This window comes from Mycobacterium europaeum (assembly GCF_034555895.2).
GTDB lineage: Bacteria > Actinomycetota > Actinomycetes > Mycobacteriales > Mycobacteriaceae > Mycobacterium > Mycobacterium europaeum.
Genome location: NZ_CP157315.1, coordinates 5045770 through 5070232 on the forward strand (window position 1 = coordinate 5045770; position 24463 = coordinate 5070232).

Consider the following 24463-nt stretch of genomic DNA (forward strand, 5'->3'; position numbering starts at 1 on the left):
ATGCGGTTTTCCATGTCACTAGCGAAGACTGACCGGGACGACCCGGTGGGCGTCTTCCCCCGCCTCGGGCGCCTGGCCGCGCGAAGGCCGTGGCTGGTGATCGGCGTCTGGATCGCGCTCGCGGGAGTCCTTGCGCTGACCGCGCCGTCGCTGGAAGAGATCTCCCAGCAACACCCGGTCGCCATCTTGCCGTCCGACGCGCCGGTGCTGACCGCCACCCGCACCATGAACGCCGCCTTCGGCGAGGCGGGACTGCAGAGCATCGCCGTGGTGGTGCTCAGCGACGCCAAGGGCCTGAGCGCGGCCGACGAAGCCACCTACCGCAAACTCACCGAAGCCCTGCGCCGGGACACCCGAGACGTGGCGATGCTGCAGGACTTCTTGACCACGCCGCCGCTGCGTGAGCTGATGACCAGCAAGGACCACCAGGCGTGGATGCTGCCCGTCGGCCTGCCCGGCGACCTGGGCTCCCCCCAGTCCAAGCAGGCGTACGCGCGAGTGGCCGACACCGTGCGGCGGACCGTGGCCGGATCCACGCTGACGGCCAACCTGACCGGGCCCGCGGCCACCGTCGCCGACCTGAACGTCACCGGCCAGCGGGACAGGACGCGGATCGAGCTCGCGATCGTCGTGCTGCTGTTCGTCATCCTGCTGGTCATCTACCGGAACCCGGTCACGATGGTGCTGCCGTTGCTGACCATCGGCATGTCCGCGGTGGTGGCCCAGCGGTTGGTGGCCCTGGTCGGATTGGCCGGCCTGGGCATCGCCAACCAGACGGTCATCTTCATGAGCGGGATGATGGTGGGCGCGGGAACGGATTACGCCGTCTTCCTGATCAGCCGCTATCACGACTACGTGCGCCAGGGCGTCGACTCCGACCAGGCGGTCCTCAAGGCGCTGGCCTCCATCGGCAAGGTGATCGCGGCGTCGGCGGCCACCGTCGCGGTCACGTTCATGGGGATGATCTTCACCCAGTTGGGAATCCTGCGAACCGTCGGGCCGGTGCTGGGCATCTCGGTGGCCGTCGTGTTCTTCGCCGCCATCACGCTGCTGCCCGCCCTGCTCGTGCTCGCCGGGCGCCGCGGCTGGATCGCGCCGCGCGGCGATCTCAGCCGCCGCTTCTGGCGGCGGTCCGGCATCAACATCGTGCGGCGGCCCAAAGCGCACCTGCTGGCCAGCGCGCTGGTGCTGGTGATCCTGGCCGGGTGCGCGGGCCTGGCCCGGTACAACTACGACGACCGCAAGGCCCTACCGGGCAACGTGGAAAGTTCGGTGGGCTACGCCGCGCTGGAAAAGCACTTCCCGGCCAACCTGATCGTCCCCGAGTACCTGTTCATCTCCTCGCCGCAGGACCTGCGCACGGCCAGGGCGCTGGCCGACCTCGAGCAGATGGCGCAACGGGTCAGCCAGGTGCCCGGCGTCGCCATGGTCAGGGGCATCACCCGGCCCACCGGGCAATCCCTGGAGCAGGCCAAAACCTCGTGGCAGGCCGGCGCGGTCGGCGACCAGCTGGACGCGGGCTCCAAGCAGATCGTCGACCACACCGGTGATCTCGACCGGCTGGCGGGTGGCGCGAACGTGATGGCGGGCAAGCTCGGCGACGTGCGGACCCAGGTCAACCAGGCCGTGTCCGCGGTCGGCGGCATGGTCGACGCGCTGGCGGCCCTGCAGAACATCTTCGGCGGAAATCGGGCGCTGGCCGAACTCGATGGCGCCGAACGGCTGGTCAACGGCATGCGTTCGCTCGGCGATGCGATCGGCGCGAACGCCAACTTCGTTGCCGACAACTCTGACTGGGCCAACCCGGTGCTGGCGGCGCTCGACAACAGCCAGATGTGCAGCGCCGAGCCGGGCTGCGTCAACGCGCGCGACGAGCTGCAGCGGCTGGTGACGGCGCGCGACGACGGGACGCTGGGCAAGATTTCGGAGCTGGCCCGCCAGTTGCGGGCGACGCAGGCCATGCAGACCCTCGCGGCGACGGTCTCCGGGTTGCGCCGGGCATTGTCCGCCGTCGTCGGCGCGATGGGCTCGTTGGGGATGGGCAGCCCGGGCGGCATGCGGGCGAAGATCACCTTCCTGCAGCAGGGCACCAACACTCTCGCCGACGGCAGCCGCCAATTGGCCGACGGCGTGCAGCAATTGGTCGACCAGGTCAAGAAGATGGGCTTCGGGATGGGCGAGGCATCCGCGTTTCTGCTGTCGATGAAGAAAGAGGCGACGACGCCGGCGATGGCCGGCTTCTACATTCCCGCGCAAGCGTTGTCGTACGCCACCGGTGAGGGCGGCAAGCCGGGGGCGTTGCCCGGCGAAGTGCGGGGCCTGCTCGGGGGCATGACCGCCGACCAGCTGAAAAAGCTTGCCGGCGCGTTTGTTTCGTCCGACGGACACGCGATGCGGTACTTGATCCAGACCAATCTCGATCCGTTCAGCACCGCGGCGATGGACCAGGTCAACGCGATCAGGGCCGCCGCGCAAGGCGCCCAGCCGAATACCACGCTGGCCGATGCCAAGGTATCGGTGGTGGGGTTGCCCGTCGTGCTCGAGGAGACGCGCGACTACTACGACCACGATCTGCGATTCATCATCGCGATGACCATCTGCGTCGTGCTGCTGATCCTGATCGCCTTGCTACGCGCGGTGGTCGCGCCGCTGTATCTGATCGGGACGGTGATCGTCTCGTACTTGTCGGCCATCGGCATAGGCGTCATCGTCTTCCAGCTGATCTTGGGCCAAGAAATGCATTGGAGCGTGCCCGGTTTGACGTTCGTCATCCTGGTGGCGGTCGGGGCCGACTACAACATGCTGCTGATCTCGCGGCTGCGGGAGGAATCCGCATCGGGAATGCGCTCGGGTGTCATCCGAACCGTGTCCTCGACCGGCGGAGTGATCACCGCGGCGGGTCTGATCATGGCCGCATCGATGTACGGCCTGGTCTTCGCGAGCCTGTCCACCGTGGTCCAGGGCGGCTTCGTGCTGGGCACCGGTCTGCTGCTGGACACGTTCCTGCTGCGGACGGTGACGGTGCCCGCGATCGCCGTGCTGGTCGGGCGGGCGAACTGGTGGCGGCCGCCGCTGTGGGCGGGTGCGAGGCGGTGGGCGCAGCGGTGGCACCGCGGACCGGTGAGACGCAAGCCGCTGCTGCCCGACGCAGAGAAGTCACCGCCGTGGCTGGCCGAGCAGCTGGTCGGCTTCTCGCCGCACGAGGGGCTCAGGCTCTAGCCGGCCCTACTTCTTGGCTTTGAGCACCACGCGCACGAGTTTGGGCAACAGGCCCTTGCCACCCCGGCCGAGTCCCGGTCCCGGCGTCACGTTTCGGGCCAGGTTTGCCACCGCGAACGAGTTGGTGGCCAGGTTGATACCCGCGGTCGCACCGCGGACGGGCCAGACGGCGGCGGAGATCGCCGTCGGGATGTGGGCGAGGCCGTTGATCATCTGCACCGGGTTGTGCGCCGGGCCCGGGTCGTAGGCCCTGTCGATCAGCGGCCGCAGCGCCGCGTCGATCGGGCCGACCGCCTCGGGCGGCATGCCCGCCCCGTCGACCAGCGCCCGGGCCAGCGGCAGTTCGGGATTCCGGATGAAATACGTCGTCGAGGTGGCGCCCAGGCTGTTGGTCGTCCTCTTGACGTCCCAGGGTGCGACGCGGGACGGGTCGGAGAACGCCGTGGCGGTATGGCCGTAATATCCCCCGGCCGCGACGGCGTTCAGGTCGGCCAGCAGGTTGCCGGGGTGGTTGGGCGGGTCGGAGAACGGGTCGTACTGGCCCACGATGCTGATCGTGTCGTACTGGCTCTCCACCGGAGCCGGGACCGTGTAGTCGATGATCGGCACGTGCGTCCCCGGCCCGAACGCCTTGTAGAGCAGGTTGTTGGGGTTGCCGGCTTTGATGAACGTGAGCTGGTCCGGCGGCGGTGCGGTCGGATCGTGCGCCAGGCGCGCCTGCTCGCGGTCGAGCGCCAGCGAGCCCTGCGACAGGCCGGCCACCGAGATGGGCCCCTGGGTGTTGCGGATGGCGGCGTCGAGGTTGTTCGCACCGGTGTTCACGGAGCTGTTGACGGTCGGCGAATCCAGGCCGGTGACCGGCCAGAAGCTGCCGGGGTAGGGCACGATGCGCCGGACGGCCGCGGGACTGTAATAGTTCTGGTCGATCTGCGGCTGCATCGCGGGATCGAAGTGATACAGCGATCTGAGCGGGCCGTACGGAGAGGGTGCCGTGCCCGGCACTATCAGAGCGGTGTCGGCGTCGGCGACGCCGTCATCGAAAATCGTTGCGCACGTCAGCATTCCCACGGCAAAGGCCCCGGCGAGCAGTTTGTTCACGAACTCCCCTCGGACCTGTCGGTAGAGCTATAGCAGGGATGCTACCCCGCGCCGGCGCCGGTCAACCCGAGCACCAGCATGAAACAGCCTCCGGCCGCGACCAGGACGGCGACGTCGCGGTGGCCGCGGGAGCGCAGCCAGGTTTGCAGCGCGGCCATCAAGGCCCGCGTTTTCTGCGGGGCTGCCAGGTAGCCGATCAGCGGGATCTCGGCCACGGTGAACGCCACCAGGTTGAAGGCCAGCAGGGCCTGAACCTGTGCGACCGGAGCGGCGTGCGAGGCCAGGATGGCCGCCATCGAGCCCATGTAGTTCGCCGACGGCAACGACGCGCCCATCCCGCTGACCGCTGCGACGCTGAGGGAGTCGCCGCCCAGGAACACGCGGGCCCGCTCGGCCAGCCGCTTCCGGGCGCTCGGTGCCTCCCGCTGAAGCAGCACGACGCCCCCACCGCCATCGCCGCTCGCCGCGGCGGGGCGGACGAGGTTGCGCAGCGACCAACGCGTGGCCAAGACGACGGCGATCAGCAAAGCGACCGCCCCGGATGCGATCTGGACCTGCGGCACGCTCAGGTGGCCCACGACCGGCGCTGCCCTGAGCACGAAGAGCACCACCAGACCCGCTCCGACCCCCAAGGCGAAGCCGCCACACAAGAAGACCAGCAGCTGCAAAAGCGGGCGCCGCCTGCTGAGGAGGAGGATCACCAAGCCGAGCCGTATCGGTTCGAAGATCACCGAGCCGGCCAATACCAGCACGGTGATCCACATGCTGGGCAACCGTACCGGACGCGGCCGGGCCCCGTCGGGTAACCCATCCGGCCGAAACCGTCGGCCGCTGATCACGCGCCGACGGCGAATCTCGACGCCTTGCGTTCAGCTGGACGTCATGCAGGCGTAACGCTCCCAAGAGGCTTCACAGTGCGGGTTCAGCCAAAGCGGTTATGCTGAGGATTCCGCAGCTCCATTGCGGCTGGAGAAATCCTGGGGGCGACCGGGCCTTTCCGTTCGGTGCCCGCCGTTATTTGGTGTCCACCAAGGGATTTCGTGGCGGAGCCTGACCACGTCCGGCCGCGGGCAGCGGCGGGCGCGGCTCCGTGGCGGCAGCGCGGACCGTAAGTTGCCTGAAGCATCGCTTTGCGGGGCCGCTCAGCCTGGGGCGATGCCGAGCCGAATAGTGCGGAGGTGCAGGGGATTCAGTGTTTGGCATAACGACACTTCGGGACTGGACACCGCAAGCAAACGCCGTCATCTGCTGGCATGCCTCCGCCGCGGCGAAGGCGAAAGCCGCAGAAGCACCGGTCAGCCCGGTGCCGCCCAGCTATCAGCAAACGCAACATCTTCGGCGCTACAGCGATCACGCGGCGCGGGGCCTGGACATGTCGCGCCTGATGATCTTCACCTGGGACGTCCCGGGCCGCTGCGACGTCCGCGCGATGAGTTACGCGATCAACGCGCACATTCGTCGACACGACACCTACCACAGCTGGTTCGAGTACCGCGATGCGAACCACATCGTGCGGCACACGATCGCCGACCCCGCCGACATCGAACTCGAGCCGATCGACCATGGGCCACTGACCCCGGAAGAGCTACGCGACCACATCTCCACCCCACAACCGCTGCAGTGGGACTGCTTCTTCTTCGGCGTGGTGCAGAGCGACGACCGTTTCACCTTCTATGCGAGCATCGCCCACCTGTGCGTCGACCCGATGATCGTCGGCGTCCTCTTCACCGAAATCCATCTGATGTACGCGGCCCTGGTCGGCGGCGACGCCCCCCTCGAACTCCCGGAGGCCGGCCGGTACGGCGACTACTGCGTCCGGCAGCGGGAGGAGATGGACGCGTTGACGGCCGATTCTCCCGAGGTGCGGGCGTGGATCGAGTTCGCCGCCGGCAACGGTGGAACGCTGCCGTACTTTCCGCTGTCCCTCGGCGACCTCTCGGTGCCCTACGCCGGAAAGCTCGTCACCGAGACGTTGCTGGACGAGCGGCAGACGGAGCGGTTCGAGCGAGCCTGCGTCGCCGCGGGCGCTCGCTTCAGCGGCGGGGTGTTCGGCTGCGCCGGCCTCACTCACCGTCAATTGACCGGCGCCGACGCGTTTTCCGTGGTGACCACCACCGACACCCGCAGGACGCCGACGGAATTGATGACGACCGGCTGGTTCACCGGCTTGGTCCCGGTCACGGTCGGTGTGGGCGCGGGCCTTTTCGAGGACGCGGCGCACTCGGCGCAGACGTCGTTCGATTCGGGCATCGAACTCGCGATCGTCCCGTTCGACCGGGTGCTGGAGCTGGCGCCCCCGGAAGCCGGGCTGAGCAGGCCACGGCCCGGCAACTTCGTGATGTCGTTCCTGGACGCGAGCATCGCCCCCCTGTCCTCGGTTGCCAACTCGGACTTGAACTTTCGGATCTACGACGAGGGCAGGGTCTCCCATCAGGTCTCCCTGTGGGTGATTCGCCTTCAGCACGAGACCAAGGTGACGGTGCTCTTCCCCGACAACCCGGTCGCCCGAGAGTCGGTGGGCCGGTACATCGAGGCCATGAGGTCGGAATACGTCCGGGTTGCCGACGGCAGAAGCAGCCAGGCGGTCGCGCACTCGCGCGCGCCGCTAACCGCGCTGACTTAGCAACTCGTCCAAAAGTGCGGTGAACTCCTCCGGCCGTGCCGGTGTGAAGGCCGGGCTGGGCCGAATTCCCGGCACGTCCAACGTGACCAACGTCGATTTGAACGGCCTGCCGACGTCCAGCGGCAGCCAGCGCCGGAAGTCGGAGCTGCCCCAGATCCGGAATCGTTGCGTGAACAGCCCCAGCCCCTCGGCCTTGTACCCCCGGACCTTGTCCAGCGCGATGACTTTCGACGTGCCGGACGGAAAGTGGTAGCGGCGCAACGTGATCGCCGCACGGTCCAGCTGGATCAGGCCGTCGTCGTAAGACTGGCCGCTCATGCCCGCGAACTTCGCAACTGGTGGCCCCGCGCGGTCAGGCAGTGCCCGTCGTCCAATCGCCACTGCCAGCCGTGCAGGTTGCAGGTCAACGTGTTTCCCTCGACCACACCGAATTTCGACAGGTCAGCCTTCAGGTGCGGGCAGCGGCGCTGGATCTCCCAGCCCTCCAGCGTGACCGACGACGAATCGTCATGCGTCTCGGCGAACCAGCCGTCGGCGTAGGCGATCCGCTCGTCGGTCAGACACTTGAAGAAGGTGTACAGGTATTCGTTGTAGCCGCCGACGCGCCACGCCCGGAAGCGGGTGGACAAGAAGATGGTGTTGACCCAGTCCGGTTCCCGATCGCGCAGCACGGTGCGGACCAACTCCGGCGCGATCGCGAACCCGTAGCGGCACTTCTCGTCGGGAATGCGTTCGCGCACAGCACGCTTCGGGAAGTCGAGGACGACGGTCTCCGGGCCGATCACGAGTTCGACGGGATAGCCGATGCCGTCGCAGATCTCGTCGCTTTGCGACATGATCGGCTCGAACAGCGCACGCAGCGGCTCGAGCAGTGGCTCTCCGGTGGCGGGCGCCCAGCTCGCCCGTTCCGCGGCCACGACGGGAGCCATCCGCTCGGCGTAGTCGGCGATGTAGGCCTGTTTCCCGGTGGTGAAGATCGCCTCGACCTGGTCGTCGGGCAGTGGGTGGCGCAGCGAGTTCAAGGCGGTGCCGGCGAAGTCCGCGGTGGAGCCGGGAATCATCAGCAGGCCGCCGTCGTGCCCGTGGCTGCGCATCTGGTCGAGGAACACCATCTGGTCCGGAAAGATGTTGGCCGCATCGCCGTGGTCGTCGTTGAGATGACGCAGCTCCGGGTCCAGGAAGCACGGCGGGCCGGCCGACGGGATGACCCACGTGGCGCCCACCTGCGCGATGTACTGGCGGGCCCGGTCCATCTGCCGCTGCCGCTTTTGGACACCGAACGACTCCTTGGCGCGGGCCGGCATGTCGTAGACCATCGGGTACCAGATCGCGCCGGAGTACTGCAGCATGTGCACGTCGATGCGCCCGAATGCGGATTCCAACACGTCCAGGTCGACCGGCCGGGCGTCGTTCATGTTGAAAGCCGTTGTCTCCCCGTCGGAAACCACCAGCGCCGAGTCGCCGAGCGGGCCATCGGCCGGCGCGCGCAGGGCGATGATCATGACGTCGATGTCGCCCTTCGGGCCGCTGACCCGGTGCTTGACCGAATTGGTGGTCTCGAAGAACCGGTGGAAACCGAGCTCTTGCAACGCGTTCCGCAAGTCCGGCACCGGAAAGTCGGGCAGCAGGACGACCGCGTCCTTGTTGACGTGTTCGGCCAGATTCTTGGGGTCGAAGTGATCCTTGTGCAGGTGCGAGACATACAGGTAGTCGCAGTCGCCCAGCCCGTCCCAGTCCAGCGCGCTGTTGTCCGGGAAGGGGAACCACGACGCGAAGTACGCCGGATTGACCCAGGGGTCGCAGAGGATGCGGCCCGCGGGGGTCTCGATGAGAAACCCGGCGTGACCTACGCTGGTGACCTGCACAAACACCTTCCTGGGGTCCGTGACGGCCGATGGCCGGGTAACGGTTTTCCAGCCCCCGAGCTTAGCGCGAGGCGGCATGGTCGGCCCGTCCCACGCCTCGGTGGAACTCGATGCGTCCGGGCCCGGCTCCACGCCGGGGACGCGACGCAACCCGGCTTCAGGCACTCCGCCTCGCCGGCAACGTCCGCGACGCCGGCGCCGGCGACCGTGACGGACCCGGCGCCCGAGTGTTCACCGCCGTTCCGGGCCGCCATGAGCCCGGGTTCGCCGGCCCCGACGACGGCCACCGCCCCGGTGGCGGCAAACCGGCGGAGGATCGCAGGCGTCGGAACGGGGAACGTCGGGGAGGCCAACGGTCGGCCGCTTTCCGGCACTTGGGGTGACTCACAGCCGGGAGCACTAGGCTGAACAGCTGTGGAACCGGTATACGGGACTGTCATTCAGCTTGCCCGCTTGGTCTGGCGCGTACAGGGTCTCAAGATCACCGTCGTGGGCGTCGAAAACCTGCCCAAGAACGGCGGTGCGGTCATCGCCATCAACCACACCGGCTACCTCGACTTCACGTTCGCGGGTCTGCCCGCCTACCAGCAGGGTCTGGGCCGCAAGGTGCGGTTCATGGCCAAGCAGGAGGTGTTCGACCACAAGATCACCGGGCCGATCATGCGGAGCCTGCGGCATATCTCCGTGAACCGGCAGGACGGGGCCGCGTCCTACGAGGAGGCGGTCAGGCATCTCAAGGACGGTGAGCTGGTCGGGGTCTATCCGGAAGCCACCATCAGCCGCAGCTTCGAGATCAAGGAATTCAAGTCCGGGGCCGCCCGGATGGCGGTCGAGGCCGGGGTGCCGATCGTTCCGGTGATCGTCTGGGGTGCGCAGCGCGTCTGGACCAAGGGGCACCCCAAGAAGTTGCTGCGCCCGAAGGTGCCCATCATCGTGATCGTCGGTGAGCCGATCGAACCGACGCTGGGGGTCGAGGAGCTGAAAGGGCTGCTGCACTCGCGGATGCAACACCTGCTGGAGCGGGCCCAGGAAATGTACGGGCCGCATCCGGCCGGGGAGTTCTGGGTGCCGCGCCGGCTGGGCGGGAGTGCCCCGTCGCTGGCCGAAGCCGCCCGGATGGACGCCGAGGAGGCGGCCGCTCGCGCGGCGCGGCGCGCCCGACCCGCGGGAGCGCCGGAGTAGCCAGCGATGGTGGAGCCGACCTTCCGCACGCTCGAGATTCTGGCTCGGCTGTCGGTTCTGGCCACCGGCACCCGAATCTCTTACGGCGGCGAGGAGAACATCCCGGATACCGGCGGCGCCGTGATCGCGATCAACCACACCAGCTATGTCGACTTTCTGCCGGCCGCGCTGGCCGTGCATCGCCGGCGGCGCCGGCTCAGGTTCATGATCAAGGCCGAGATGCAGCAGGTGAAGATCGTCAACTTCCTGATCAGGCACACCCGGACCATCCCGGTGGACCGGGGTGCGGGGGCCGGCGCGTACGCGGTGGCCGTGCAGCGGCTGCGCGAGGGTGAACTGGTCGGCGTGTATCCCGAGGCCACGATCAGCCGCAGCTTCGAGCTCAAGGAGTTCAAGACGGGCGCCGCCCGCATGGCCATCGAAGCGGACGTCCCGATCGTCCCGGTGATCGTCTGGGGTGCACACCGGATCTGGACCAAAGACCACCCGCGCGCGCTGGGCCGCGCCAAGGTACCCATTAGTGTGCAGGTGGGGGCGCCGGTGCTGGCGGCCGAAGACATCGCGCGGACCGACGCCGCGCTGCGCGAATCGATGACCGAGCTGCTGCACCAGGCGCAACGGGGTTACCCGCACGAGCCCGGGGCGTACTGGACGCCGCGCCGGCTGGGCGGAGGTGCACCGACCGTGGCGGAGGCTGCCCGGATGGAGGCAGACGAGGCCGCGGCACGGGCCGCGGGCCGCAGTGGGCGGCCGTCGCGGTAGGCGAAGGAGAAGGCATGCCCGAGGGGTTTTACCGGCTGTGCGAGTGGATCGTGCCGCCGATGGTCGCGATGCAGGGGACGACGTTCACCTATCGCGGCCTGGAGAACATTCCCGACCGCGGCGGCGCCCTGCTGGCCCAGAACCACACCAGCTACCTCGACTGGCTGCCGACGCTGCTCGCCGTGCGGGAACGGCGCCGGCGCGCGTATTTCATGATCAAGGCGGAGATGGCCGACGTGAAGGCGGTCAACTACGTGATCAACCACGCTCGGCTGATCCCGGTGGACCGCAGGGCCGGGCACGACGCGCTCGAGGTCGCCGCGCAGCGTTTGCGGCAGGGCGAGCTCATCGGGATGCATCCCGAAGCCACCATCAGCCGCAGCTTCGAGCTCCGGGAGTTCAAGACCGGCGCGGCCCGGATGGCGCTGGACGCGCAGGTGCCGATCGTTCCGATCATCGTCTGGGGTGCCCACCGGATTTGGCCCAAGGATCATCCGAAGAAGGTGTGGCGCAACAAGGTTCCGATCACCGTCGCCGCGGGGCGGCCGCTGCCGCCGGACGGCACGCCCGAGCAGCTGAACGCGGCGCTGCGCGGCGCGATGAACGCGTTGCTGTACCGCGTGCAAGAGGAGTACCCGCACCCCGAAGGCGAGTTCTGGGTGCCGCGGCGGCTCGGCGGCGCCGCGCCCACCCAGGAGGATTCGCGGGCGATCCGCCTGTCGGAGTTGCAGGCGCGGATGCAGAAATTCGGCACCGACGGCGTGACGCGTCCGGGACAGAACCAGAGCGGCGTCCATTGATCAGACCGGCGAGCGGTGAAGGCGGACCGTCACGATGACCCTGCCGGCGCTCATAGCCTGCGACGTCGACGGCACCCTGTTCGACGACAACGAGACCATCACTCCGCGCACCCGCGACGCCGTGCGCGCGGCCGTCGCCGCCGGCGCGACCTTCGTCGTGGCGACCGGCCGGCCGCCGCGGTGGATACGCCCCGTCGTCGACGCGCTCGGCTTCGCGCCGATCGCGGTGTGCGCCAACGGTGCCGTCATCTACGACCCCGCGGCCGACCGGGTGGTGTCGACGCGCACGCTGCCGGTCGACACCCTGGCGGAACTGGCGGAGCTCGCGACGCGCGTCATCCCCGGCGCCGGCCTCGCCGTGGAGCGGATCGGCGAGCGCGCCCACGATACGGCGACGCCGCAGTTCGTCAGCTCGCCCGGCTACGAGCACGCCTGGCTGAACCCGGACAACACCGAGGTCTCGATCGAAGACCTGCTCAGCGCGCCGGCGATCAAGCTGCTGATCCGCCGCAGCGGGGCCCGCAGCGCCGACATGGCGGCCGAACTGGCCAAGCATGTCGGCCTCGAGGGCGACATCACCTACTCCACCAACAACGGCCTGGTGGAGATCGTGCCGCTGGGCACCAGCAAGGCCACCGGGGTGGATGAAATCGCCAGGCCCCTGCAGATCACCAGCGAGGAGGTGGTGGCGTTCGGCGACATGCCCAACGACCTGCCGATGCTGCGCTGGGCCGGTCATGGGGTGGCGATGGGCAACGCCCATCCCGAGGTGCTCGCCGCGGCGGACGAGGTCACCGCCGCCAACAACGACGACGGGGTGGGCCGGGTGCTGGAGCGCTGGTGGCTTTGACCCGCTTCTCGCTAAGTGGCGGACGGGTGCGCCGGCAGCGAGAAGTGTTCGGGCGCCACGGTCGGGCCGCTCGGTGACTGCGTCGCGAGTGGAGTCGTGATTCCCTCCGCGACCTCGGTGACGTTGCCGGTGAGCCGTTCGTAGTTGAGCGTCCCGTGTTGGAAGTTCTGCGTAATCTGTAGCGGCTCTTGGATTTCCGCGCTGGTGGGCAAGCCGAGCGGACCGCGTTCGTAGCTCAGCGACGCCCAGGCGTCGTAGATCGCGCCGGTGACGGGTTGGGCACCGGTTTCGGGTGACCAGTACATCGCACCCCGGGCGAACGTCACGTACCGCGCGTCACCCTCCGCGCTGTCTTCCGGGGACGTCGGCGCGCCCAGCACGCTGTTCATGCCGCCGATCGCCTGCCAGTGCTCATAGATCGCGCCGCCCTGCAGGGCCTTGATCAATTCCTCCGGGGGGTCGTTGAAATGCGATGCGACGTCGCGCACTTCGTCCATCAGCGCGTAGGCGGCGTTGCCCGGGCAATCGGTGTTGCCGACGTCGCGGTGGGTGAAGATGGTCGGCAGCGTCGCCACCGAACCCGCCGCGAAGGTGGTGTAGTGACTTCCCGCCGATTCCAGCTGCACCGTGCCCTTCGGATCGACGCCGTCCAGGCCCAGCCGCCAGCCGAGGAGCCGGCCCACCGTGCGCAGCTGGATGGGCGTCGGCGGTACGTCGTCGAAATTCCCGATCATCGCCACACCCCAGGTGTTGCGGTTGAACCCGCCGGTGTGGAAGGCCTCGACCGCTTTGGTGAGCCCCCCGGCGCTGCCCTCGAAGACCTGGCCGTACTTGTCGACCAGGGCGTTGTAGGCGATGTCGCACCAGCCCAGGGTCTTGCTGTGATACGTGTAGATGGCCTTGACGATCCCGGCTGATTCCAGCGGCGAGTAGTCGTTGCTGCCCGCGGTGTGGTGCACGACGGCCGCGCGAATCCCGTTGTCGTACTGCGGGCTGCCGCATCGCAGCGACTCGTCGGCGCCCCATTCCGCCCGGCTGATGATCGCGGGCGCCTGGCCGGGCATCAAGACCCCCGACGGCGGAGTCCATTGCTTCCTCGCCGGCGATTGCGGCGGGGAGATGAGGATCGCGGAGATGTTCTGCCCGAAAGGTTGTTCCCGCGACGCCGGCTTGTAGCCGAGACCGGCGTCAGTGGTGGGTGCGGGCGGTCCCTGGGTCACCGGGGCATCGATCGGACGGGTGACCGCGATCTGGACGGTCGTCGTGCTGCCGACGAACACCGGGTCGGTGCCCCTGGGTCCCTCGAGTGACCCGGCCGCCGTCACCCCGTCGGGCGCCGCGGTCTCGTACTCGGTCTGATACCAGGGCCCCCACGAGCCGTCGGGGTGTTTCGCCCGCACCCGGGTCGACGTGCCGGCGAGGTCGCCGGTGAGGGCCACCAGTGAAAACGGGGCGGCCTGGCTGATCTCGCGCACCGTGACGCCGCCACCGAGCCCGATCAGCGGCTGTTCGGCCAGCTGGGTGTCGTGGGCGGGTGGGGGGCCGATGGTCCCGCGCTCGTGGGTGGTGTCCGCCACCCAGGACACGATGACGACCGTCGCCGCGATGGCGGTGAGCAGCGTCGTCGGCCCGCGACTGGGAGGCACCAGGTGATGTTACTTGTGTTTCTAATGTTAATGATGAGGCGACACGACCTGGGCGGCGGGAAACTGCACAAAATCGACGGCACCGCAGAAACAATCTGCGGTGCCGTCTGGGTTGGAGGTTCCCCGGAGGTCTAGACGGGAGGCAGGGCCGGTGCCGCGGCCGCGGCGGCCGGCAATGCTCCGGCGGCGCCCGCGGCGGCCGGCAGGGCACCCGCGGCGGCACCCGGCAGGACGCCCGCGGCACCCGGCAGGGCACCGGCGGCGGCCGGCAGGGCACCGGCGGCGGCGCCGGGCAGGGCACCGGCGGCACCCGGGAGAGCGCCCGCGGCGCCCTGCTGCATGCCTTGCGTGATCGCCGGCATCACCAAGCCCTTGAGCAGGTCGATGGCCTGACCGGCACCCAACTGGTTGGCCGCCTGCATGACGTCGTTGACCAGGCCACCACTGCCACCGGAGCTCCCGCTGCCGCCGCCGAGTCCGGTGCCGCCGAGGGGCGAACTGGGCCCGAAGGAGGACGGGTCGCCGAGTATCGGGTAGGTGCCGTCGGCGCCGGGGTCCAAGCTGGCGGGAGCGGTGATCGGCACTTCGCCCGCAGCCGTCGGGCTAGTGAGGCCCGGTGTGACCCCGGCCGGGCTGGTCAGCCCGGGGTTGGAAAGCGCAGGGTTGAGTCCCGCGCCCGGGGTCGCCACCCCGGCGCCCGGTGTGGTCGGCAGCGCACCCGGCGCGGTCAGGCCCGGCGTCGCAGGTGTCAGGCCCGGGCTCGTCAGGCCGGGGCTGGTCAAACCGGGGCTGGTCAAACCGGGGCTGGTAAGTCCCGGGCTGGTCAGGCCGGGGCTCGTCAGACCGGGGCTGGTGAGCCCCGGCGTCCCCAGGCCCGGCGTCCCCAGGCCCGGCGTCCCCAGGCCGGGGCTCGTCAGGCCCGGAGTGCTGGCCGCGCCCCCGCTGAGCGCGGGCACCGGCGGCAGGTTGATGCCGAATTGCGACAACCCCTGCGACAGCGCGCCCATCAGCTCCCCGGGCAGGTCGGTCATCACGGCCGCCTGCTTGAAGTCGTGGTGCTCGGCCGGCTTGCTGCCGGCGGTCGATTCGTAGACAAGGAAGTATGCGCAAGGACTCGCCACTGCCACGGCGGCGACCGCGCTCATGGCTGTCGAAAGCTTGCGTCGGCGTCGGTTCGGCACGGAAGTCTCCTCAATCTGGACAACTCAATCTCAACTTGTTGTGTCGGTGCGCTCCGCCGTCCTTCCTGGCGAGATCCACACAGAATCGATGGTACGAGTGAGATTCTTGTGACTAGAGTGGTGATATTGAATCGTGAGGTAATTGCGACCCCGACTGTGATCGCCGCGGTCGAAGCGCCCTGACGGGCCGTCATCGGGCCGAACGCCGATTGCGGGCCTCGCCAAATGGGCTAGGCCCACGCGGTCGGATACCCTAAGCAACCGATGACCGCTCGATTCGACCTCCTCGTCGTCGGCTCCGGATTCTTCGGCCTGACCATCGCCGAGCGCGTGGCTACCCAACTCGGGAAGCGCGTGCTCGTCGTGGAACGCCGCCCGCACATCGGCGGCAACGCCTATTCAGAGGCCGAGCCGCAGACCGGCATCGAGGTCCACAAATACGGTGCCCACCTGTTCCACACCTCCAATAAGCGGGTCTGGGACTACGTGCGGCAGTTCACCGACTTCACCGACTACCGGCACCGGGTGTTCGCCATGCACAACGGGCAGGCCTACCAGTTCCCGATGGGCCTGGGGCTGGTGTCGCAGTTCTTCGGCAGGTACTTCTCTCCGGAGGAGGCCCGCCGGCTGATCGCGGAGCAGGCCGCCGAGATCAAGACCGAGGACGCGCAGAACCTCGAGGAGAAGGCGGTCTCGCTGATCGGTCGGCCGCTCTACGAGGCGTTCGTCAAGGGCTACACCGCCAAGCAGTGGCAGACCGATCCCAAGGAACTGCCGGCCGCCAACATCACCCGGCTGCCGGTGCGGTACACCTTCGACAACCGGTACTTCAGCGACACTTACGAGGGCCTGCCGGTCGACGGGTACACCGCCTGGCTGCAGAACATGGCCGCCGACGACCGCATCGAGGTCAGGCTGAACACCGACTGGTTCGAAGTCCGGGACCAACTGCGTGCGGAGTCACCGTCGGCCCCGGTGGTCTATACCGGCCCGCTGGACCGCTACTTCGACTACTGCGAAGGGCGGCTCGGCTGGCGCACACTGGATTTCGAGTTGGAGGTGCTGCCGATCGGGGATTTCCAGGGCACGCCGGTGATGAACTACAACGACCTCGAGGTCCCGTACACCCGAATCCACGAGTTCCGCCACTTCCACACCGAGCGCGACTACCCGACCGACAAGACGGTGATCATGCGAGAGTTCTCGCGGTTCGCCGAAGACGACGACGAGCCCTACTATCCGATCAACACCGAGGCCGACCGCGCGCTGCTGGCCGCCTACCGGGCGCGAGCGAAGGCCGAAACCTCCTCAGCGAAGGTGCTTTTCGGTGGCCGGCTGGGCACCTACCAATACCTGGATATGCACATGGCGATTGCCAGCGCACTGAACATGTACGACAACACCCTCGCGCCGCACCTGCGCGACGGTAAAGCTCTAGTGGAGGAAGGCGCGGGGGGATGACTGCGGTAAGCCTGCTTTCCAGAATCATCCTGCCGCGTCCGGGCGAGCCGCTCGACGTGCGCAAGCTGTATCTGGAGGAATCGACCACCAACGCCCGGCGGGCCCACGCGACCAGCCGCACCTCACTGGAGATCGGCAAAGAGTCCGAGGTGTCGTTCGCCACGTACTTCAACGCCTTCCCGGCCAGCTACTGGCGCCGCTGGTCGATCTGCACGTCGGTCGTGTTGCGGGTCGAGCTGACCGGAACCGGGCGCGTCGACGTGTACCGCACCAAGTCCACCGGGGTGCGAATCTCCATGGAGGGCCGCCAATTCGTCGGCACCGAAGATCAGCCGGCCGTCGTCGAGATCGAGGTTCCGCTCAAGCCGTTCGAGGACGGCGGCTGGATCTGGTTCGACATCACCACCGACACCGCGGTCACCCTGGTGAGCGGTGGTTGGTATTCGACCGAGCCCGCCCCGGGCACGGCCAACATCGCCGTCGGCATCCCCACCTTCAATCGACCCGCAGACTGCGTCAACGCGCTGGCCGACCTCACCGCAGATCCCTTGGTGGACGCCGTGATCGGCGCGGTCATCGTTCCGGACCAGGGCGTCCGCAAGGTGCGCGATCACCCGGACTTCGCGGCCGCGGCGGCCGGCCTGGGCAACCGGCTGTCCATTCACGACCAGCCCAACCTCGGTGGTTCCGGCGGTTACAGCCGCGTCATGTACGAAGCGCTGAAGAACACCGACTGTCAGCAGATCTTGTTCATGGACGACGACATCCGCATCGAGCCCGACACCATCCTGCGGGTGCTCGCGCTGCACCGCTTCGCCAAGGTGCCGATGCTCATCGGCGGCCAGATGCTCAACCTGCAGGAGCCGTCGCACCTGCACATCATGGGCGAGGTGGTCAACCAGGCGAACTTCATGTGGACCGCCGCGCCGCACGCCGAGTACGACCACGACTTCGCGGAATTCCCGTTGAACGACAAGAACGCTCGCAGCGCGCTGCTGCACCGGCGCATCGACGTCGACTTCAACGGATGGTGGACGTGCATGATTCCGCGGCAAGTCGCCGAGGAGCTGGGCCAGCCCCTGCCGCTGTTCATCAAGTGGGACGACGCCGAATACGGCCTGCGCGCGGGCGAACACGGGTATCCGACCGTCACGCTGCCCGGCGCGGCGATCTGGCACATGGCCTGGAGCGACAAGGACGACGCGATCGACTGGCAGGCCTACTTCCATCTGCGCAACCGGCTGGTGGTGGCGGCGATGCACTGGGACGGTGATGTGTCGGGTCTGGTCCGCAGTCACCTCAAGGCGACCCTGAAACACCTTGCCTGCCTTGAGTATTCGACGGTGGCGATCCAGAACAAGGCCATCGATGACTTCCTGGCCGGCCCCGAGCACATCTTCTCGATCCTGGAATCCGCGCTGCCCGAGGTGCACCGGCTGCGCAAGGAATACCCCGACGCCGTCGTGCTGCCCGCGGCCAGCGAACTGCCGCCGCCATCGCACAAGACGAAGGCGATGAAGCCGCCGGTGAACCCGCTGTCGATCGGGTACCGGCTGGCCCGCGGCATCGCGCACAACGCCACCAGGGCCGACCCCGAAGCCCACCAGCGCCCGGAGTTCAACGTGCCGACGCAGGACGCCCGCTGGTTCCGGTTGTGCACGGTCGACGGCGTCACTGTGACGACGGCCGACGGGTGCGGGGTGGTCTACCGGCAGCGCGATCGGCGCAAGATGTTCGAGCTGCTGTTCGCCTCGCTGCGCCGGCAGCGCCGGCTGGTGAGCCGCTTCGACGAGATGCGCAAGAGGTACCGGGACGCGTTGCCGTTGCTGTCCAGCAAGCAGAAGTGGGAGACGGCGCTGCTACCCGCGCACGCCGAACGCGAGCATGCCTGACGTCCCTCCTTCGACGCCCCCGACGGGCGAGGTGGCCGCGTTGGTGGCCGTGCAGTCCGCGCTGGCCGGCCGCCCCGCAGTGCTGGCGGCCGCGCGGGGGCTGTCCCATTTCGGCGAGCACAGCATCGGCTGGCTGGCCGTGGCGGCGGTGGGCGCGGTGCTGATGCCGAAGCGCAGCTGGGATTGGCTGGTGGCCGGGGCCGGCGCGTTCGCCGCCCACGCGGCCGCCGTACTGGTCAAGCGGGTGGTACGACGCAAGCGGCCGCACGATCCGGCGGTCGTGGTGAACGTCGGGACCCCGAGCCAGCTCAGTTTCCCGTCGGCGCACGCGACTTCGACGACGGCCGCGGCCATCCTGATGGGCCGGATCACCGGGCTGCCGTTGCCCGCCCTGCTGGTGCCCCCGATGGCGTTGTCGCGGATGCTGCTGGGGGTGCACTATCCCAGCGACGTGGCCTGTGGCATCGCCCTCGGCGCCGTCGTCGCGCGAACAACCGTTCGGCTGCAGGGCCGGGCGCGGGAGGTCTGGGCGAATGAGTGAGGACGTGGTGACCGGGCCGTCGGGCAACCTGGTGGTGGGCGTGGTCAAGGCGATCCGCCCACGGCAGTGGGTGAAGAACGTCCTGGTGCTGGCTGCGCCGCTGGCCGCGTTGGGCGGCCCCGTGCACTACCAGTACCGCGACGTGCTGGACAAGGCCTACCCGGCCCTGGGTGCGTTCGTGGCGTTCTGTCTCGCCGCGTCGTCGATCTACCTGGTCAACGACGCGCGCGACGTGGAAGCCGACCGGGAACACCCCACCAAGAGGTTCCGCCCGATCGCCGCGGGCGTGGTGCCGGAGTGGCTGGCCTACGCGCTGGCGGCGGTGCTGGGAATCGCCTCGCTGGCCATCGGCTGGTGGATCACACCGAATCTGGCGTTGGTGATCGCCGTCTACCTCGCGATGCAACTGGCCTACTGCTATGGCCTCAAACACCAAGCGGTGATGGACATCTGCATCGTGTCGTCGGCTTATCTGCTGCGTGCCATCGCCGGCGGCGCGGCCACCGACATCCGCCTGACCCAGTGGTTCCTGCTGGTGATGGCGTTCGGATCGCTGTTCATGGTGGCCGGCAAGCGCTACGCCGAGCTGCAACTGGCCGAGCGTACCGGGGCCAAGATCCGCAAGGCGCTGGAAAACTACACGAGCACCTATCTGCGGTTCGTCTGGACGCTGTCGGCGACCGCGCTGGTCGTCTGCTACGGCCTGTGGGCGTTCGACCGGGAACGCGGCGCGGCGGGCTGGTTCGTGGTTTCGATGGTCCCGTTCACGATCGCCATCCTGCGCTATGCGGTCGACGTGGACGGCGGGCTGGCGGGGGAGCCCGAGGACATCGCGCTCCGCGACCGGGTCTTGCAGCTGCTGGCGGTGGCGTGGATCGCGACAGTCGGAGCCGCTGTTGCCTTCGGCTAGCCCCGAACTGCAGGCCCTCAAAGCGCGCATGATGCGCAGCCGGCCGGTCGTCAGGCGGTTGGGCTGGCCGGTGTTCCCGTACACAATGCTGGTCCGGGTCAGCCTGTGGATCAGCGTGGCGGTGGTCGCCGTCCTGTTCGCCTGGGGCGCGTGGCAGCGGCGCTGGATCGCCGACGACGGGCTGATCGTGTTGCGCACGGTGCGCAACCTGCTCGCCGGCAATGGCCCGGTCTTCAACCAGGGTGAGCGGGTCGAGGCCAACACGTCGACCGCCTGGACCTATCTGATGTACGTCGGCAGCTGGGTCGGCGGGCCGATGCGCATGGAATACGTCGCGCTGGCACTGGCGCTGACGCTCTCGGTGGCGGGCGTTGCGCTGCTCATGCTCGGGGCCGCCCGGCTGTATGCGCCCAGCCTGCGCGGTCGCAGGGCCGTCATGCTGCCCGCCGGCGCGCTGGTCTACGTCGCCCTGCCGCCCGCGCGTGACTTCGCCACCTCCGGTCTGGAGACCGGGCTGACGCTGGCCTACCTCGGGTTGCTGTGGTGGATGATGGTCTGCTGGGCCCAGCCGGTGCGGAACCGCCCCGACCGCAGGATTTTCCTCGGTGCGTTGGCGTTCGTGGCCGGCTTCAGCGTCCTGGTCCGGCCCGACCTGGCGCTGATGGGTGGGCTGGCGCTGATCATGATGCTGGTCGCCGCGCGGACATGGCGCCGCCGGGTGCTGGTCGTGGTCGCCGGGGGATTACTGCCGGTCGGGTACGAGATCTTCCGGATGGGTTACTACGGCCTGCTGGTGCCCGGCACCGCCCTGGCCAAGGACGCCGCCGGGGACAAGTGGTCCCAGGGCTTGATCTACCTCTCCAACTTCGATGCGCCCTACGCGGTGTGGGTGCCGGTGGTGCTGCTGGTGCCGCTGGGGGTGCTGCTGCTGGCCGCGCGCCGCCGGCCGTCGTTCCTGCGCCCCATGCTGGCACCCGACTACGGCCGGGTGGCCCGGGCGGTCCAAAGCCCGCCGGCCGTCGTGGCCTTCGTGCTGGTGAGCGGGCTGGTGCAGGCGCTCTACTGGATCAGGCAGGGCGGCGACTTCATGCACGGGCGGGTGCTGCTGGCGCCGCTGTTTTGTCTGCTGGCCCCGGTGGCCGTCATCCCGGTGGCCATACCGGACGGCCAGGACTATTCACGCGAGACGGGGTATTGGGTGGCCGGCGCGGCCGGGGCGCTGTGGCTGAGCGTGGCCGGCTGGTCGCTGTGGGCGGCGAACTCGCCGGGGATGGGCGACGACGCCACCCACGTCACCTATACCGGGATCGTCGACGAGCGCCGCTTCTACGCACAGGCCACCGGGCACGCCCATCCCCTGACCGCCGCCGACTACCTGGGGTATCCGCGGATGGCGGCCATCCTGACCGCGCTCGACAACACCCCGGACGGCGCGTTACTGCTGCCCTCGGGAAATTACATCCAGTGGGACCTGGTGCCGATGCTTAAGCCGCCGCCGGGCAGCACCGACAAGTCCCTCGAAAAGCCGCAGCACACAGTGTTTTTCACCAACCTCGGCATGGTGGGCATGAACGTCGGGCTCGACGTCAGGGTGATCGACCAGATCGGATTGGCGAATCCGCTTGCGCAGCACACGGAACGGTTGAAACACGGCCGGATCGGACACGACAAGAACCTCTTCCCGGATTGGGCGATCGCCGACGGGCCGTGGGTGAAGGTCCCTCCCGGGATCCCGGGATACCTGGACCAGCAGTGGGTCGCGGAGGCGGTCGCGGCCCTGCAGTGCCCCGAGACCAAGGCGGTGCTGAGCTCGGTGCGCGCACCGATGACCCCGCACCGATTTTTCTCCAACCTGCTGCATTCCTATGAATTCACCAAGTACCGGATCGATCGGGTCCCGCGCTACGAGCTCGCCAGGTGCGGGTTACCCCTGCCCGCAGAGGCGCCGCCGCCGCCCCGCGAGTAAGCCGCGCGCAGAAGAATTTTCGACCAATTTCGAAATGATCACGACCGGCGGCCGGTGAAAAATTGCCAGCAACTTCACATTTGGGTGTTTACCAGCTGGCAATGGAGCTCGAGCACATGCGAAAACGCCGCCAAATTGGTCGGTGTTTGGCCTGGAAATCACTGGGTACCGAAGCGCGAGCGGCGCTTTGCGGGCCCGCCTCGATGCGACCCTCGGGGTGAAGGTGTGGTTGACTACACGAGCACTGCTGCGCGGAGATCGTATGCAGTACGACCCAAATCATGGACGCGTCCGGATTTACGGGCGCGCCGAAAGGATGAGGAAGCAAGGATGACGCTTGTCGACAGGTTTCGCGGCGCCGTGGCCGGTATGCCGCGGCGGCTCGTGGTGGCGGCCGCCGGCGCGGCCCTGCTCTCGGGCCTGATTGGCGCCGTGGGGGGCTCGGCGACCGCTGGTGCCTTCTCGCGCCCCGGTCTGCCCGTGGAATACCTGCAGGTTCCCTCCGCCGGAATGGGGCGGGACATCAAGGTGCAGTTCGAAAGCGGCGGCGCCAACTCGCCCGCGCTGTACCTGCTCGACGGGATGCGCGCGCAGGACGACTTCAACGGCTGGGACATCAACACCCCGGCGTTCGAGTGGTACAACCAGTCGGGCATCTCGACGGTCATGCCGGTCGGCGGTCAGTCCAGCTTCTACTCCGACTGGTACAAGCCCGCCTGCGGTAAGGCCGGCTGTGTGACCTACAAGTGGGAGACCTTCCTGACCAGCGAGCTGCCGGAGTACCTGTCGTCGCAGAAGCAGGTCAAGCCGACCGGCAGCGCGGTAGTGGGGCTGTCGATGGCCGGGTCGTCCGCGCTGATCCTCGCCGCCTACCACCCGCAGCAGTTCGTCTACGCCGGTTCGCTGTCCGCGCTGCTGGACCCCTCCCAGGGCATGGGCCCGTCGCTGATCGGCCTGGCCATGGGCGACGCCGGTGGCTACAAGGCCGCCGACATGTGGGGCCCCAAGGAGGACCCCGCCTGGGCGCGCAACGACCCGACGCTGCAGGTGGGCAAGCTGGTCGCCAACAACACCCGGATCTGGGTGTACTGCGGTAACGGCAAGCCGTCCGACCTCGGTGGCGACAACCTGCCGGCGAAGTTCCTCGAGGGCTTCGTGCGGACCAGCAACCTGAAGTTCCAGGACGCCTACAACGCCGCCGGTGGCCACAACGCGGTGTGGAACTTCGACGCCAACGGCACCCACGACTGGCCCTACTGGGGCGCGCAGTTGCAGGCCATGAAGCCTGACCTGCAGTCGGTGCTGGGCGCCACGCCGGGCGCCGGTCCCGCGACCGCCGCCGCTGCCGCCGGGAACGGCCAGGGCGGTCAGGGCGGCCAGGGCACCTAAACCCAACAGATCGCCACTAGCGGCGGGGACCCTTCGGGGTTCCCGCCGCTAGTCGTCTTGGTGTGTGACTTGTTTCACTACCCCGCGGGCGGGGGAACTACGGCGCTGGCTAGTGTGCAGACAGCGACTAGACGATGGAGGGTGGAGATGAGGGTCGTGCGGGGTATGTCGGCGGCGCTTCTTCGGGTGTTCTCCGTGGCGGCGTTCTCGGTCGGATTGATCGCCGTGACCGTGACGGGCGGGCCCGCCGGGAAGGCGCGGGCCGCCGGTTACGAGAGCCTGATGGTGCCGTCGGCGGCGATGGGTCGCGACATCCCGGTGGCCTTCCTGGCGGGCGGTCCGCACGCGGTCTATCTGCTGGACGCCTTCAACGCCGCCCCGGATGTCAGCAACTGGGTCACCGCGGGCAACGCGATGAACACGCTCGGCGGCAAGGGGATCTCGGTGGTGGCACCCGCCGGTGGGGCGTGGAGCATGTACACCAACTGGGAGCAGGACGGCAGCAAGCAGTGGGACACGTTCCTGTCCAGCGAGCTGCCCAACTGGCTGGCCGCAAACAAGGGCCTGGCACCCGGCGGCCACGCGGCCGTCGGCGCCTCGCAGGGTGGTTACGGCGCGATGGCGCTGGCCGCCTTCCACCCCGACCGCTTCGGCTTCGCCGGTTCCCTGTCGGGATTCCTGTACCCGTCGAGCACCAACTACAACGGTGCGATCCTGGCCGGCCTGCAGCAGTACGGCGGCGTGGACGGCAACGGGATGTGGGGCGCCCCGCAGCTGGGCCGGTGGAAGTGGCACGACCCCTACGTGCACGCCTCGCTGCTCGCGCAGAACAACACCCGCGTGTGGGTCTACAGCCCGACGAATATGGGCGGTGACGACGCCGCCATGATCGGTCAGGCGGGCGCGGCGATGGGCAGCTCCCGCGAGTTCTACCAGCAGTACCGCAGCAACGGCGGGCACAACGGCCACTTCGACTTCCCCGGCGGCGGTGACAACGGCTGGGGCTCGTGGTCGGGCCAATTGGGAGCCATGTCGGGCGACATCGTGGGCGCCATTCGCTAGCGGCGATCGCGAGCGC

19 protein-coding genes are annotated in these 24463 nt (G+C 68.5%); 13 read left to right on the top strand and 6 right to left on the bottom strand.

Annotation, left to right across the window (positions count from 1 at the left end; genetic code table 11):
- On the top strand, positions 1-3219 hold the full coding sequence (locus tag U8D42_RS23265; RefSeq protein WP_348636929.1) for an RND family transporter: 3219 nt from the start codon (positions 1-3) through the stop codon (positions 3217-3219).
- A 6-nt stretch (positions 3220-3225) separates the two neighbouring features.
- On the opposite strand, the gene U8D42_RS23270 is transcribed toward U8D42_RS23265, so the two are convergent.
- Positions 3226-4317, bottom strand: coding sequence for a PE-PPE domain-containing protein (locus tag U8D42_RS23270; RefSeq protein ID WP_431523807.1), 1092 nt, complete (start codon positions 4315-4317; stop codon positions 3226-3228).
- Between the two features lie 41 nt (positions 4318-4358).
- Positions 4359-5081: a GAP family protein gene (locus U8D42_RS23275; RefSeq protein ID WP_085242466.1), complete on the bottom strand. Its 723-nt coding sequence runs from the start codon at positions 5079-5081 to the stop codon at positions 4359-4361.
- A 428-nt stretch (positions 5082-5509) separates the two neighbouring features.
- Between U8D42_RS23275 and U8D42_RS23280 the strand changes: the two genes are divergently transcribed.
- Positions 5510-6940, top strand: a complete 1431-nt coding sequence (locus tag U8D42_RS23280; RefSeq protein ID WP_322858088.1) for a condensation domain-containing protein — start codon at positions 5510-5512, stop codon at positions 6938-6940.
- On the opposite strand, the gene U8D42_RS23285 is transcribed toward U8D42_RS23280, so the two are convergent.
- Together U8D42_RS23285 and U8D42_RS23290 are read right to left on the bottom strand one after the other, a co-directional pair.
- Complete coding sequence (locus tag U8D42_RS23285; RefSeq protein WP_090419082.1) at positions 6923-7258, bottom strand: hypothetical protein; 336 nt, start codon at positions 7256-7258, stop codon at positions 6923-6925. The genes U8D42_RS23280 and U8D42_RS23285 overlap by 18 nt on opposite strands.
- The gene (locus tag U8D42_RS23290) at positions 7255-8805 is read right to left on the bottom strand and encodes an MBL fold metallo-hydrolase (protein WP_322858087.1); all 1551 of its coding nucleotides are present in this window, start codon (positions 8803-8805) and stop codon (positions 7255-7257) included. Before U8D42_RS23290 ends, U8D42_RS23285 begins: the two co-directional genes overlap by 4 nt.
- Positions 8806-9219: 414 nt before the next feature.
- On the opposite strand from U8D42_RS23290, the gene U8D42_RS23295 reads away from it, so the two are divergent.
- Genes U8D42_RS23295 through U8D42_RS23310 form a run of 4 tightly spaced genes read left to right on the top strand, consistent with a single transcriptional unit; the run spans position 9220 to position 12399 of the window.
- Complete coding sequence (locus tag U8D42_RS23295; protein WP_322858086.1) at positions 9220-9987, top strand: lysophospholipid acyltransferase family protein; 768 nt, start codon at positions 9220-9222, stop codon at positions 9985-9987.
- 6 nt (positions 9988-9993) lie between these two features.
- Positions 9994-10749: a lysophospholipid acyltransferase family protein gene (locus tag U8D42_RS23300; RefSeq protein ID WP_322858085.1), complete on the top strand. Its 756-nt coding sequence runs from the start codon at positions 9994-9996 to the stop codon at positions 10747-10749.
- Positions 10750-10763: 14 nt separating this feature from the next.
- Entirely contained in the window at positions 10764-11549 is a 786-nt protein-coding gene (locus U8D42_RS23305) for a lysophospholipid acyltransferase family protein (protein ID WP_322858084.1), read from the top strand.
- 34 nt (positions 11550-11583) lie between these two features.
- A complete protein-coding gene (locus U8D42_RS23310; protein WP_085242472.1) occupies positions 11584-12399 on the top strand; it encodes a Cof-type HAD-IIB family hydrolase in 816 nt (271 codons plus the stop codon).
- A gap of 11 nt (positions 12400-12410) precedes the next feature.
- Here U8D42_RS23310 and U8D42_RS23315 read toward each other — a convergent pair whose 3' ends face one another.
- Both U8D42_RS23315 and U8D42_RS23320 read right to left on the bottom strand, forming a co-directional pair.
- Complete coding sequence (locus U8D42_RS23315) at positions 12411-14045, bottom strand: LGFP repeat-containing protein (RefSeq protein WP_431523808.1); 1635 nt, start codon at positions 14043-14045, stop codon at positions 12411-12413.
- Positions 14046-14176: 131 nt separating this feature from the next.
- Positions 14177-15226 carry a PirG gene (locus tag U8D42_RS23320; RefSeq protein ID WP_322858083.1) on the bottom strand — a complete coding sequence of 350 codons (1050 nt, stop codon included), beginning with the start codon at positions 15224-15226 and terminating at the stop codon, positions 14177-14179.
- A gap of 264 nt (positions 15227-15490) precedes the next feature.
- Here U8D42_RS23320 and glf point away from each other — a divergent pair, with 264 nt between their 5' ends.
- From glf to U8D42_RS23355, 7 genes are all read left to right on the top strand, one after another.
- On the top strand, positions 15491-16687 hold the full coding sequence (gene glf / locus U8D42_RS23325) for a UDP-galactopyranose mutase (RefSeq protein ID WP_322858082.1): 1197 nt from the start codon (positions 15491-15493) through the stop codon (positions 16685-16687).
- Positions 16684-18579, top strand: a complete 1896-nt coding sequence (locus U8D42_RS23330; RefSeq protein WP_322858081.1) for a glycosyltransferase — start codon at positions 16684-16686, stop codon at positions 18577-18579. The genes glf and U8D42_RS23330 overlap by 4 nt, the downstream gene beginning before the upstream one ends.
- Positions 18572-19120 carry a phosphatase PAP2 family protein gene (locus U8D42_RS23335; protein WP_085242476.1) on the top strand — a complete coding sequence of 183 codons (549 nt, stop codon included), beginning with the start codon at positions 18572-18574 and terminating at the stop codon, positions 19118-19120. Before U8D42_RS23330 ends, U8D42_RS23335 begins: the two co-directional genes overlap by 8 nt.
- Positions 19113-20030, top strand: coding sequence for a decaprenyl-phosphate phosphoribosyltransferase (locus U8D42_RS23340; RefSeq protein ID WP_085242477.1), 918 nt, complete (start codon positions 19113-19115; stop codon positions 20028-20030). The genes U8D42_RS23335 and U8D42_RS23340 overlap by 8 nt, the downstream gene beginning before the upstream one ends.
- Positions 20017-21996 carry a terminal beta-(1->2)-arabinofuranosyltransferase gene (aftB, locus tag U8D42_RS23345; protein WP_276327148.1) on the top strand — a complete coding sequence of 660 codons (1980 nt, stop codon included), beginning with the start codon at positions 20017-20019 and terminating at the stop codon, positions 21994-21996. The genes U8D42_RS23340 and aftB overlap by 14 nt, the downstream gene beginning before the upstream one ends.
- A gap of 330 nt (positions 21997-22326) precedes the next feature.
- Positions 22327-23385, top strand: coding sequence for a diacylglycerol acyltransferase/mycolyltransferase Ag85A (gene ag85A, locus U8D42_RS23350; protein WP_322858080.1), 1059 nt, complete (start codon positions 22327-22329; stop codon positions 23383-23385).
- A 156-nt stretch (positions 23386-23541) separates the two neighbouring features.
- On the top strand, positions 23542-24447 hold the full coding sequence (locus tag U8D42_RS23355) for an esterase family protein (protein ID WP_322858767.1): 906 nt from the start codon (positions 23542-23544) through the stop codon (positions 24445-24447).
- The last annotated feature ends 16 nt before the right edge of the window (positions 24448-24463 follow it).

Coding starts and splice junctions, on each gene's coding strand:
- U8D42_RS23300 (WP_322858085.1), top strand. CDS start 9,994: ATGGTGGAGCCGACCTTCCGCACGCTCGAGATTCTGGCTCGGCTGTCG.
- U8D42_RS23265 (WP_348636929.1), top strand. CDS start 1: ATGCGGTTTTCCATGTCACTAGCGAAGACTGACCGGGACGACCCGGTG.
- U8D42_RS23305 (WP_322858084.1), top strand. CDS start 10,764: ATGCCCGAGGGGTTTTACCGGCTGTGCGAGTGGATCGTGCCGCCGATG.
- U8D42_RS23330 (WP_322858081.1), top strand. CDS start 16,684: ATGACTGCGGTAAGCCTGCTTTCCAGAATCATCCTGCCGCGTCCGGGC.
- U8D42_RS23310 (WP_085242472.1), top strand. CDS start 11,584: ATGACCCTGCCGGCGCTCATAGCCTGCGACGTCGACGGCACCCTGTTC.
- glf (WP_322858082.1), top strand. CDS start 15,491: ATGACCGCTCGATTCGACCTCCTCGTCGTCGGCTCCGGATTCTTCGGC.
- U8D42_RS23335 (WP_085242476.1), top strand. CDS start 18,572: ATGCCTGACGTCCCTCCTTCGACGCCCCCGACGGGCGAGGTGGCCGCG.
- U8D42_RS23275 (WP_085242466.1), bottom strand. CDS start 5,081: ATGTGGATCACCGTGCTGGTATTGGCCGGCTCGGTGATCTTCGAACCG.
- U8D42_RS23285 (WP_090419082.1), bottom strand. CDS start 7,258: ATGAGCGGCCAGTCTTACGACGACGGCCTGATCCAGCTGGACCGTGCG.
- U8D42_RS23340 (WP_085242477.1), top strand. CDS start 19,113: ATGAGTGAGGACGTGGTGACCGGGCCGTCGGGCAACCTGGTGGTGGGC.
- ag85A (WP_322858080.1), top strand. CDS start 22,327: ATGACGCTTGTCGACAGGTTTCGCGGCGCCGTGGCCGGTATGCCGCGG.